This is a genomic window from Vibrio sp. RW, from assembly GCF_027587105.1.
Taxonomy (GTDB): Bacteria; Pseudomonadota; Gammaproteobacteria; order Enterobacterales; family Vibrionaceae; genus Vibrio; species Vibrio toranzoniae.
Genome location: NZ_JAPPTM010000004.1, coordinates 110,437 through 123,127, shown reverse-complemented (window position 1 = coordinate 123,127; position 12,691 = coordinate 110,437). Strand labels below are relative to the sequence as shown.

Genomic DNA, 12,691 nt, shown 5'->3' with positions numbered 1-12,691 from the left:
AGATTAGTTTAAGAAAGTATCCGTTGGTCACTCAATTTAATGAGTTTGGAGGTTATTCTGACGAGTCCTATTCCGCTGATGCGTGTTGCTGGTTTTTCTCTTTATGGAAAAGCGCCAGTAACTCATCCACTTTATTACGGCCAGCGCCGTTACGGCTGATAGTGCGCTTCACCTTCACCACATTCAATTCCGCACCATGATATAAACGACGCGTTAATGTCGTATCGTGATTTGAAATCAAAACAGGAATACCGCGTTCCATCGCTGCTTTTTCAGCAACATCCGCCAGCGCAGCTTGATCATCTAAGCTAAAACCATTACCTGCGTAAGAGGTAAAATTAGCCGTATTCGACAGCGGTGCGTATGGAGGATCACAGTAAACCACGCAGCCTTTACGGGCGCGGCTAAAGGTTTCATGGTATCCCTCACAAACGAAGGTGGCTTTTTTCGCTTTCTCGGCAAAAAACTCCAGCTCAGCTTCTGGGAAGTAAGGTTTTTTATAAGAACCAAACGGAACGTTAAAACCGCCCTTCTTGTTGTAACGACATAAGCCATTAAAGCCAAATCGGTTCATATACAAGAAAGCCAACGAACGATACATGACGTTATCTGTACCATTGAACTCAGCACGAATATCTAGGAAGGCTTCTTTACGGTTGTTCTCAGGGCAGAACCAACGCTTCGCTTCAGTGATGTAGGTTTCAGGATCGGTTTTAAGAAGGTTATACAGGTTGATAAGATCGGGATTGATATCTGCCAATAGGTACTGTTCAAAGTCAGTATTCAAAAACACTGAGCCAGCACCGACAAACGGTTCTACCAATTTACGAGCAGGTGGCAGGTGACGTTGGATGTCTTCAACTAGGCCATATTTACCACCAGCCCATTTTAGAAAGGCACGCTGCTTTTTCATTTACTGCTCTATCTATCAACTCAAAAATAAGGCTGCGGAATGTAACATATTTTGAGGCCAAGCTCAGGGTTATTTCGCACGTTCTATTTCTCGATGTACTTGATTCATCGATTTTGCCCAAGGTTCCAACTGCTGAAGTGGTTTTGATAACAGACTTACCGCGTCTCGTGCCAATTGAATTGTTGGGTAATCTTGATAAGTGATGATAAACCACTTAGTGTCGCTGCGAAGTGTTGGGTAGATACGAACCTTATTTTCAAGGTCATATTCTTCAATGAAAGATTGTACATCTTCCAGTGAGGTCATCGCGCTCAACTGCAGAGTATATGCTCGTGGCGAGATAGCTTGTAACTCTTCACGAGCAAAAGAGAAGGTGATCTTTTTAGCCGGCGGTGTTGAGTCAGTTCGTTCTGATTCTTCATCGGCTGTCGACTGTGACTCGGCTTCTTTTGAATCAGCCTGCGAACTCACAGCAGCATCGGTATTTTCTTCCACAGCCGCATCAAGCGCACTGGTATCGGCACTCTCAACTTTGTCATCAAGCAGAGCATCAACCACGTCAGAGGTGATCACAACGCGCTGCTGATCTTGCTCGGCCTCTCCAACACTGGCGGTGTCTTCAACGACACTCGGTGGCAGAGAAGAGCTGTCATCATCTGCACCTTGGTAACTCATGTCGGTTGTTGTTTCAGAGTCAACAGCTTCATTGACGCCGGTTTGTTCAGTGCCACTTTCCACTTCAAAGGTTGGAATAGCCGTCTGTTCAATCGGTGCAATTAGAGATTGCGCTTTATCGTCTGGTGTTGGCTGACTGAACATCCACCAATAACCACCACCAATCAACAACAGCAACAAGGCCACCACAATCGCGATATTGATTGGTGAACCAATGATTGAGCGAATAATAATCCTTTTTTCCACTTTCAATTCTCCTAAAGCCATTAACTCTCCGGGCAGAGGTCGCGCTTTACTAAACGCACGTCGCACGCGAGTTTCAGACTCATCATCAACATATCGAATCACCAGTGATTCAAAAAAATGTTCAGCTTCTGGTTGCGAAAGATCATCGATCTCGAGATCGATAGGCTTGTGTTGTTGGCCGTAACTCAGACGTGTTAATAGGGTGTCTAGATGACCCGTTTCCGAGAAGAGAACGATATTGATCGTCCACTGAGGGTTTGATTGAGCTTCCAGTACCAACATCCATAATTCGGATACCAATAGCTCTGAGAGTCGGTGCGCATCATCAACAACGATAACCACATGACACGAATCTCCATCCAGTAACCGGGTGAGGCTATCTGACAAAGAGTCATGTTGATTAAAGAGTGGATCAGAAACAATCTGACTAAGAATAAGTGCGCGGCGTTGTTGATCGTCTTGGCTTGGATGACAAAGTAGTAAACACTGATTTTTTTCTGTCGACCATGCTTCAAGATAACGCTGAGCCAACCAAGAGCGGCCAGAACCGGCTTTTCCAGCGACCGTCACAAGATTTGAGCCAAAGTTAGTCAAAAGCTGTAAGCGCTCTAGCAGCTCAACTTGAGACTCTAACTCTAATACTCTTAATTCATGAGCCAAACTCATTGGGGATCCCTACTGATTAGATCGATCAGTAAAACGCTTCAGTTGCCTAGAGTTTCGCTAGGCAACCTCACAACAAAATTTAAAGGGTACGGCAGAAATCGATCGCTTGCTTGATGATGTCTTGAGGCACATCAGCGACCACTTCAGCAGCACCAATACTTGTTGGCAATACCAAACGTAACTGACCAGACAGCACTTTTTTATCGCGCATCATGTGCTTCATAAAGTCTTCAAAAGACATGCTTTCTGGCGTATGGATTGGCAGTTTCGCATTCTTGAGTATAGAAATAATTCGCTCAAGTTGCTGCTGAGAGATCAGTCCCTGTAATTGAGCCGTTTTCGCTGCCATTACAGTGCCTGACGACACAGCTTCACCATGTAGCCAGTTACCATAGCCTAGTTCCGCTTCAATCGCATGACCAAATGTATGACCTAGGTTCAATAACGCTCTGATTCCTGACTCTTTTTCATCTATAGCCACCACTTCAGCCTTAATTGCACAACAACGAGCAATTGCGGTAATCAGTGCCTCTTCATCAAATTGATAAAGTTTCTCTAGATTCTGCTCCAACCAATCAAAGAAGGCTTCATCGTAAATGATGCCGTATTTGATCACCTCAGCAATACCCGCAGCAAATTCACGCTCTGGAAGCGTTGATAAACAGTTAGTATCGATGATGACAGATTTCGGTTGGTAAAAAGCGCCGATCATATTCTTACCAAGGGGATGGTTTACTGCGGTTTTACCACCTACAGAAGAGTCCACTTGAGAAAGAAGTGTCGTTGGAATTTGAATGAAATCAATACCGCGCTGGTAACAAGAAGCAGCAAAACCGACCAAATCACCGATAACTCCACCACCTAAAGCAATCACCACCACATCGCGGCTGTAATTTCCTTCAAGCATGTAGCTCATCACTGAATTGAACGTTTCAAGAGTTTTGTACTGTTCACCATCTGGCAACTCTAAAAGAGAAGTTTGACAGCCGACTTGATCCAATAGCGATAAAATTTTATCGGCATAAAGAGGCGCTACTGTCACGTTACTGATAACAACAACTTTCTGTTTGCCTGATAAAAAAGAAAGGTACGCCGGGTCTTCAAATAACCCGGCGCCAATAGAGATAGGGTAGCTACGCTCAGCTAGATTGACCGTAATCCGTTCCATGGGTTTGCTCTCCAAAAAAATGAACTTAACGTTCTTCTAGCATTTTTACGATCTGGTTGGCTACCACTTTTGCACTTTGGTCGTCAGTACGAACTGTGTAGTCCGCCACTTCTTCGTATAGTGCGTTGCGAGATACGGCTAGATCTTCTAGTACATCTCGCGGGTTGTCTGTTTGAAGTAGAGGGCGTTTCTTGTCGCGGTTAGTGCGAGCAAGTTGCTTTTCAATTGTTGTCTCTAGGTATACAACAATGCCTCGTGCAGATAGACGGTTACGGTTTTCTTTGCTCAGCACTGAACCACCGCCTGTCGCAAGAACAATTCCTTGCTCTTCTGTCAGGTCGTTGATTACAGATTCTTCGCGTTTACGGAAACCTTCTTCGCCCTCAACATCAAAAACCCATGCGATGTCTGCGCCAGTGCGCTCTTCGATCACAGTGTCGGAGTCTAAAAACTCCATATGAAGTTGGGAAGCTAGGTGTCTACCAATTGTACTTTTGCCGGCGCCCATTGGGCCAACAAGAAAAATATTGCGTTTCTCAGCCATGTTTTTAGCAGTAATTTACAACGTTAATTCAATGACATCGCCACAAGGTAGGTCAGTACAAGTACTGAAATTAAAAGGCCCGTGGCACCGATTCCTCACAGATAATTCGTGATAAGACCCGAAATTATCAAGGTTAGGTGCCACTAATGCAACTTTATTTTTAATCTAATTGTTCATTACTGAATCACAACTTTCGGTGTAACAAAGATCAACAACTCACTTTTCCCTACATTTTCGTAGCTTCTGCGGAACAAAGCCCCTAATACAGGCAGGTCTCCCAATAGAGGAACTTTATCGACGGTGCTACTCACACTGTGCTGAAATATCCCACCAAGAACAACCGTTTCACCATTATTAACAAGCACTTGCGTACCAATTCGCTGAGTATCAATTGCAACAGCCTCTCCAGTTCCGGTTTTCACCACTTGTCCAGGCCTATCTTGAGTTACGCTCAAATCCAACACCAAACGATTGTCAGGCGTGATCTGTGGAGTCACCTTAAGGCTCAATACCGCTTTCTTAAATGCGACTGACGTTGCACCACTTGAAGAGGACTCTAAATAAGGAATTTCAGTACCTTGTTCAATATAAGCGGGCTTTTTATTGGTGGTAATCAAACGCGGACTCGAAATAATTTCAGCTTTTGACTCTTGCTGTAGCGCTGATAACTCAAGGTCGAGCAAGGTATCAGAGCCCAGTTTGGCAACCTGAAATGCGATACTCGAAGCATTTGAAGATGTCGCACCTAAGTTAACGTTGAGGTACTCATCAATGACGCTATTCCCCCCATTACTATCGTAAGGTGCAATAGACGGGTAGTTGCCTTCGATAGAACCACCAACCGTGAAGCTTCCGTTTGTTGAAGATGCTCCCCAACGCACTCCTAGCTCATCAAGGTTCCCCTCAGTAACAGTCACAATACGCGCCTCTATCTGAACTTGCTTCACAGGGATATCTAAAGATTCAATAATGCTTCGTATCACGGCAATGTTTTCCTCCAGTTCACGAATAAGCAATGAATTGGTGCGCTCATCAATAGTAATCGAGCCACGATCGGACAACATGCTCACCGTCCCATCACCACCAATCATGTCGGCAATGTCGGTCGCTTTAGCAAAGTGAATCTTAATGATTTCCGATTTAAGCTCACCCAATTCCTCTTCTAAACGCGACTTCTCTAACGCTTGCTGCTCTCGAAGGTCGAGTTCATCTTTTGGCGCCACCAAGATGACATTGCCGTCTACCCGCTTATCTAACCCTTTGACCTGTAAGATGATATCTAGAACTTGCTGCCAAGGCACACCATCTAAACGTAAAGTTAGGTTTCCGGTTACTGAATCAGACACGACTAAGTTAAAGTCGTTATAGTCAGCGATAAGCTGCAGGACATTTCGCACTGGAATATCTTGGAAGTTAATCGATATCAGCTTACCCTCTTTCTCGAGTATACTTTTTTCTGTTACCGCTTCTTCTATAGCAGGCTTACTGATCACCACCTCAATAAAACGGCCTTTGAGATCGTATTCGTATTGGTAGTCCTTGCTGATTGTCGCTAACAACCGAGTGCTTGGGGCCTCTTTATACACTTCCACGCCTTCAACCAAGGTAGCGAAATCTTTCACATCAAGAAGCTGGAGTTTGTTGTCATCAACATGAGTATTGATCAGCTCTATGCTTAGCCCCTCTTGCGCACGTTGAACATCCACCACAACCGTGCTGGTTGCGAGTTCGATAATTAGGACAGCGTCTTTATTTTTGTTCACCCTAAAATCAATATTCTCTAACTTATTAGGTAATTCCTCAGCGTGACTGAGCACACTAAAGATCAACATCACAGACACAATCAAGCCTTGTAACCCTTTGTTCATTGACTCATTTATTCCTTTAATCATATTTACATCTCATATTCACATCACGTGACATTGTTTTACTTCAGAGCCAGCTTAACGTTGCGCTTGTGCCAACAACCTAAGCCATCTGGAAGAGTTTCATTAATCAGAACGTGCTGGCTCGTTACTTTAGTAACACGACCGTTATTTAAACCGATAAACTGGCCTTTTTTCACGTTTACCACATTCCCTTTGGGTGTTTGCACTAATCCAAACACGCTTGAGCCACTTCCCATCACGCCTCTTAAACGAAGCTTACTCAGCGGGTATTTCTCTAGCTTGCCATTCCGAGAGCGAGCGCTCGGTTGCCAACAATTTTTCTTAATTAGAGGCTGATTCTGCACAATGGCTTCCTTAGGAAGTTCAAACGGAGGACGAAAAGCTCGGCGTTGATAAGTAGCAGCCGTAAACTCAGCGGCAGGAACAAGCTGTTCCACCTCTTTCCTGGCCTTGGCTTCGACTTGCACCACAAAACCTTCTAACGAATCTTCATTCGCTTTACAGCCCACAAGCAAAAGCAGTAGTAAGGTTGAACAGAACACTCTATTGGGTTTCATCACTCAACTCCGGCTTAAATTGGTAGGTATACGCTCGCACCCTGAAATGGAGCGTGCTACTTTCTTGGCTGACGCGCTGCCAACTCACATCATTAAAGCTAATGATTCGTGGGAGTTTGGCGATGGCTGCTGAGAAGTCTCCAATCGCGTGATAGCCCCCTGTTAGCTCTATATTGAGCGGTAAACGATAGAGAAACTCCTTGTTTTGCTTCTGTCCCCAATCAATACGCGTAAACGTCAGCTTATTATCTAACCCAAGCTCATTCACTGAGGCCAACATACTTGCCAACTCTTTTTGTACTGGTAGCTGCTCTAATAGATAATCATAACGACTGGTTAAATCATCCAACTGACTCTGGAGCTTAGGCAAAACCGCCGCCTTATTGGCTTTAATCCGCAAAGTTGTTTTAAGCGTCTGCTCTTGCTGTTTCATCTGCTGAAGTTCATCGTCCAAAGGAGCAATATACAACCAAGTACCCACACCTTGGATAAGTATCATCAAGGCAAAAATGACCAATAGCTGAGGCAATAAAGGCCATTCGGTGATCTCATCGACATCGAGATCTTGCAAGCTCACCCGATTTTGAAAACTAACCATGATTCGCCCCCTTCTCTTTTACATTCTCGGCTGGACTATCTAATGACACAGGGATAAACACAAAAGAGACGTTGAAGGTCTGAAAGTCCTTATTGAAGCGTTTGCGATTATGAATGATAGAGTGCATCTCAACCCCTTTAAGGGAACGGGAGCGTTCTAAGTTATCCAACATCGTTGCCAAACGAGAAGTACTGTCGCTGATCCCCTCCATTTCAATTTCCTGACCATTCATTTTTATCTTATCGACATACACACCTTCAGGGATGAGCTCCGGCATCAGGTTCATAAAATCAGTTGTCTTATTGCGACCGAGCTGTAAGGATTCGACCACGCCAAGTCTAGTAAGAATGGCTTTGTGCTCCTGTTCTGCCACTTTTAACGACTGAATTCTCTGGTCGAGTTGAGCGATATATTGATTGAGATAGTTGAGGCGCGCTTGTTGCTTGGCTTGTTGGTCGTGAAAGTAGTTGCCGACCGCCCATTGTCCACCAAGCGCAATGATGACGCCAAGAATGACTAGATGAACAAAACGCTTCTTATACTGAGCTCGAATTTCATCGCGCCAAGGCAGCAAGTTAATTTGATGCAACATGCTTTTCTCCCTGCCACTTGAGGCCACGCATTGCCATCCCCGCCGCAATACCAAAGTGCTGACAATTCAATGACGATCGGCGTTTCTGGACCACCTTATTCTCAAACAAAGACATAGGGTTCAGTGACTCACAACTCATCTGAAAATGACGTTCTAACTCCTCAACGACCATTGGTATGCTCGCTCCTTCGCCCATTAGCCAAATCCCTGAGATAGGTTGAAGCGCATTTACCGACGAATAGAGTTGCAGTTGACGCTTGAGCTTTTCAATAAGATTAACAATAAACCGATGTGTATCCTGAGTGGTGCCGAACACGCCTTCCATATCACTTGGACTGCCTGTGCCTAACAGCTCTTGAGTACCAAAGGCGATGTCTTTATAAAAAGGCGCAGAATTCTGCGGGATAACCCCTAACGAGGTTTGGTCGATTCCAACGTCCACCAGCAGCCAATTCTTCTTTTCTGGGGACAAATACGAAGCCAATTGCCAAATATTGAGAAGTCCATGTGCTTGGGTATCAACGACGATAGGTTTAAACCCGGCTTTGCTTAATGCATTGGCTCGACTATCCACAACTTCCTTGCGAGTCGCGTACACCTGATAACTACTTGTCGATCCTTTACCAAACCGTTTGTCTTCGAGCTTTACAAAATCTAAACTCAGCTCTTCGATAGGAAAGGGAGATTGATGAGCAAAGGTTTGATAGATAGAAAACTCTTTCTCTCTATCTTCTAACTCACTCTCTATTTGCAGTACTTTGCTGATCACCGTGTTATCTGGTACTGAAATAGCGACGTTACGACTTCCAAAAGGCAGTCCTTTCTTAAGTTCTTTGAGTTTCTTAACAGTTTTCTGATACTCCAAAGTATGGTTAGCTGTAAAAATGTCGTCCGAAATAGGCAGCTCTTTGTATCCCACGATGGCATACAACTCCCCAACGGGTTTTAGTACCACAGCTTTGATACTGTGATGATTTATATCTATACCTGTAATTAATGATGAACCCATTTGACCTAGCTCCTGAAGTGCTGAGCATTTCGTTGATTATCTAGGGGTTGTGATTATTAGTTAAATAAGCGTTAATAAACGAAAGCTAAGTTTTTAACCTAGAGTACAAGGGTTTGCTGCTTGTCAGCCTTAACTAATCAGGGATTATCCGGTGAAGTTCATAAAGAGATTATTCATATTTACATTGACTTGCATGATTCTTGGAGTCAGTACAATTTTTGGGTTTTATTATTACGTAAAACCTGAGCTACCTGATGTTGCCACTCTGCGCGACGTAGAACTCCAAACACCAATGCAAGTCTTCAGTCAAGATGGTAAGTTGATATCTCAATTTGGTGAAAAACGTCGGAATCCAGTCACTTACGACGAGATCCCTCGCCACTTAGTTGAGGCTCTGATTGCCACCGAAGATAGTCGTTTCTACGATCACCCAGGTATTGACCCTATCGGTATTACCCGTGCCGCCATCGTGGTCGCCATGTCGGGCTCTGCAAAGCAAGGGGCGAGTACCATTACTCAACAGCTTGCGCGTAACTTTTTCTTATCTAATGAGAAGAAGATCATGCGTAAGATCAAAGAGATATTCATTGCGATCCACATTGAGCAACTGCTTAGCAAAGAAGAAATCATGGAGCTTTACGTGAACAAGATATTCCTTGGTCACCGTTCCTATGGTTTTGGTGCAGCCGCTCGTGTTTACTTTGGTAAAGACCTTCCAGATCTCACCTTGAGTGAACTGGCTACACTTGCTGGTATGCCAAAGGCACCATCAACCATGAACCCTATCTACTCCGTTGAACGTGCGACCAACCGTCGTAATGTTGTATTACGCCGCATGTTGGATGAGCAATACATCACTCAAGAAGAGTACGATGAAGCTAGCAACGAAGAGCTTCTCTCTAAATATCATGGTGCAGAAATAGAAGTCAGCGCTCCGTATGTCGCGGAAGTAGCGCGCGCTTGGATGGTCGAACGCTACGGCGAAGAGGCTTATACATCAGGTATGAAAGTTTACACGACGGTTGATTCAAAACTGCAAAGGGCAGCCAACCAAGCCGCGATTAAAAACCTACTCAACTACGATGAGCGTCACGGTTACCGTGGTGCTGAAAAGGTGCTGTGGCAAACCGAGCAATCGGCTTGGGATCATGAACAAATAGTTCAACACCTTAAGTCTCAACCAACCTATGGTGACTTAGTCCCAGCGGTAGTGACGAGCGTTGATGCGAAAAGTGCACAGGTTTGGGTTAAGAACCAAGGGGAAGGATCGATCGAGTGGCAAGGTATGAACTGGGCACGTAAGTTCCTAACAGACAATCGCCAAGGTCCAGCACCTTCTCAAGCGAAAGAGATACTTGCTGTTGGTGAACAAATTTGGGTTCGACATGAAGCCATAACAGGTGATGAAGTATCTGAAGAACCTAGAGAAGAGTCAGCAGAGGCGAAATCAGAAACGCCTGTAGTATGGCGACTAAGCCAAGTACCTAATGCGAACACTGCTTTTGTTGCAATGAACCCTAACAACGGCGCGGTTTTGTCGATGGTGGGTGGCTTTAACTTCGTGCACAACAAATTTAACCGAGCAACGCAATCTATTCGTCAGGTTGGGTCTGGTATCAAACCATTTATCTATTCAGCAGCGATTAATAAAGGCTTAACGTTGGCATCACTGATCAACGATGCCCCTATCAACCAATGGGATAAGAGCCAAGGTACCGCATGGCGACCAAAAAACTCACCGCCTACCTATGTCGGCCCAACCCGTTTACGCATTGGCCTAGCTCAATCTAAAAACGTGATGGCCGTACGTGTGCTGCGTGAAGTAGGCTTGGATGATACGCGTAACTATCTAACACGCTTCGGTTTTGATGTTGATAAAGTGCCTCGCTCTGAAACCATCGCTTTGGGTGCAGGCAGCTTAACGCCAATGAAGGTTGCACAAGGTTACTCAGTATTCGCTAATGGCGGCTATTACGTTGAACCTTTCTACATCAGCCGCATTGAGACACCATTTGGTGAGACTGAATTTGAAGCGACACCGAAAGTGGTTTGTAAGGAAGATTGTCAACAACAGATAACGAGCAATACTATGGCCGATGAGTTTGCTGAGCAAGATGTCGACACTGAAGTAGAATACGCACCTCAAGTTATCTCTGAGCAGAACGCATTCCTAGTACGTGAAATGATGTACAGCAATATTTGGGGTGGCGGCGACTGGAGTCAAGGCACAGGTTGGAATGGTACTGGTTGGCGTGCTCAACCTTTAAAACGTCGTGACATTGGCGGTAAAACAGGCACAACCAATGATTCGAAAGATGCCTGGTATAGCGGCTACGGACCAGGCATGGTTGCGACCGTATGGGTCGGTTTTGATAACCACAACCGTGCTCTAGGTCGTACCAGAGCGAACTCAAACCTTGAAAAAAACCCGATTACAGGTGCCGAAGCTGGAGCGAAAACCGCAGAGCCAGCATGGGTTAAATTTATGGGAACGGCACTCTCGGGCGTACCAGCACAACGCAAAGAACTTCCGAAAAACATAATCCGAGTTCGTATTGACCGTGAAACAGGCTTACTAACTAACAAGTTCGATAGCTCATCAATCTTCGAGTACTTCGAAAAAGGCACAGAGCCAACCGAGTACACCACCGAAGGTTTCAATGATGATATCTACTCAACGTCGTCTGGCGAAGCCGTAGAAGCGCTCTTTTAGCAGTAGAGTTGATAAAAAAAACACCAAGTAAAAGGGCAGATACGATAATTCGTACCTGCCCTTTTTATGCCTGAAAACCGCCTCTTGAGGCATTAAATCTTACTGTTTCTCAAGTTGCGTTCGGATAGTTTCAGCCAGTTGCTCAAAGCGTCCCTTTAACGGAGATCCTGGCCGGTACGCCACGACAATTCTGCGCGAAGGGGTCGGATTCACCGCAGGAACATAGCACACACCATCTTTCTGCTTTTCCTTTGGTACCGATAACTGAGGTAGTAAAGTAATACCCGCCCCTGCTGCGACCATGTTACGCAGCGTTTCTAAGCTAGTCGCTTTGAAACGTTCATCGTCTTTTGCTCCCGCCGCAAAACAGAAGCCCAAAGCTTGATCTCGTAAACAGTGGCCATCGCCCAGCGCAAGTACGGTTCTGCCATTAAGTTGAAGCATATCCACACTGTCTTGCTGAGCCCATTCATGGCCACAAGGCACAGCAAGACTCAGCGGCTCATCATAAACATCAATCTCTTTGAACATCGCCGTTTCATCAACCGCAGCCAATACCAAGCAATCGAGCTTGCCATCTTCCAACTGGCTCACCAATTGATGAGTCTGCGCTTCGTGCAGGTAAAGCTCAAGGTCGGGGAAGCTCTCTTTCAGATGAGGAATAATTTTGGGTAAAATGTACGGGCCCACAGTCGGAATAAAGCCAATATGCATTGGCCCCGTCATTGCTTCACCGTGTCCACTCGCCATATCTTTAAAGGTTTTCACCTCATTGAGAATAGACTTCGCTTGCTCAACAAGTTGTAAGCCTGATTCTGTAAATATCACCTTTCTTGGGCTACGCTCGGTTAACTGAAGGCCAATTTCATCTTCCAGTTTACGTATTTGGCCGCTGAGTGTGGGCTGACTTACAAAGCACGCTTCTGCCGCTTTTCGGAAGTGTTTATGCTCTGCAAGCGCTACCAAGTATTCAAAGTCACGAATGTTCATGAGCAGTCTCTCACCTCAAGTTTTAATAAGAACAAAGGTTTTAATAGAAATATTTAAAATAAATGTTCTTGATAGAATTTACCTATCAAAACCATAACATCAAACGATTAGAGCTATCAAAGAAATTATCT

11 protein-coding genes are annotated in these 12,691 nt (G+C 44.9%); 1 reads left to right on the top strand and 10 read right to left on the bottom strand.

Annotated features, from left to right (window positions below; translation table 11 throughout):
* Positions 1–67 precede the first annotated feature (67 nt).
* From OCT63_RS04915 to pilM, 9 genes are all read right to left on the bottom strand, one after another.
* Positions 68–913: a Dam family site-specific DNA-(adenine-N6)-methyltransferase gene (locus OCT63_RS04915; RefSeq protein ID WP_060468737.1), complete on the bottom strand. Its 846-nt coding sequence runs from the start codon at positions 911–913 to the stop codon at positions 68–70.
* A 69-nt stretch (positions 914–982) separates the two neighbouring features.
* A complete protein-coding gene (locus OCT63_RS04910; protein WP_161673242.1) occupies positions 983–2,500 on the bottom strand; it encodes an SPOR domain-containing protein in 1,518 nt (505 codons plus the stop codon).
* A gap of 79 nt (positions 2,501–2,579) precedes the next feature.
* Positions 2,580–3,668 carry a 3-dehydroquinate synthase gene (gene aroB, locus OCT63_RS04905; protein ID WP_161673240.1) on the bottom strand — a complete coding sequence of 363 codons (1,089 nt, stop codon included), beginning with the start codon at positions 3,666–3,668 and terminating at the stop codon, positions 2,580–2,582.
* Between the two features lie 25 nt (positions 3,669–3,693).
* Complete coding sequence (gene aroK / locus OCT63_RS04900; protein ID WP_017061125.1) at positions 3,694–4,212, bottom strand: shikimate kinase AroK; 519 nt, start codon at positions 4,210–4,212, stop codon at positions 3,694–3,696.
* 176 nt (positions 4,213–4,388) lie between these two features.
* Complete coding sequence (locus OCT63_RS04895) at positions 4,389–6,080, bottom strand: type IV pilus secretin PilQ (protein WP_202603587.1); 1,692 nt, start codon at positions 6,078–6,080, stop codon at positions 4,389–4,391.
* Positions 6,081–6,139: 59 nt separating this feature from the next.
* On the bottom strand, positions 6,140–6,658 hold the full coding sequence (locus OCT63_RS04890) for a pilus assembly protein PilP (protein ID WP_060468741.1): 519 nt from the start codon (positions 6,656–6,658) through the stop codon (positions 6,140–6,142).
* A complete protein-coding gene (locus OCT63_RS04885) occupies positions 6,645–7,256 on the bottom strand; it encodes a type 4a pilus biogenesis protein PilO (protein WP_269983317.1) in 612 nt (203 codons plus the stop codon). The genes OCT63_RS04890 and OCT63_RS04885 overlap by 14 nt, the downstream gene beginning before the upstream one ends.
* Entirely contained in the window at positions 7,249–7,848 is a 600-nt protein-coding gene (locus OCT63_RS04880) for a PilN domain-containing protein (RefSeq protein WP_269983316.1), read from the bottom strand. Before OCT63_RS04880 ends, OCT63_RS04885 begins: the two co-directional genes overlap by 8 nt.
* Positions 7,832–8,857, bottom strand: coding sequence for a type IV pilus assembly protein PilM (pilM, locus tag OCT63_RS04875; protein ID WP_269983315.1), 1,026 nt, complete (start codon positions 8,855–8,857; stop codon positions 7,832–7,834). Before pilM ends, OCT63_RS04880 begins: the two co-directional genes overlap by 17 nt.
* A gap of 151 nt (positions 8,858–9,008) precedes the next feature.
* On the opposite strand from pilM, the gene OCT63_RS04870 reads away from it, so the two are divergent.
* Positions 9,009–11,570, top strand: coding sequence for a penicillin-binding protein 1A (locus tag OCT63_RS04870; RefSeq protein WP_269983314.1), 2,562 nt, complete (start codon positions 9,009–9,011; stop codon positions 11,568–11,570).
* A 99-nt stretch (positions 11,571–11,669) separates the two neighbouring features.
* Here OCT63_RS04870 and oxyR read toward each other — a convergent pair whose 3' ends face one another.
* Positions 11,670–12,560, bottom strand: a complete 891-nt coding sequence (gene oxyR, locus OCT63_RS04865) for a DNA-binding transcriptional regulator OxyR (protein WP_046224655.1) — start codon at positions 12,558–12,560, stop codon at positions 11,670–11,672.
* Positions 12,561–12,691: the final 131 nt, after the last annotated feature.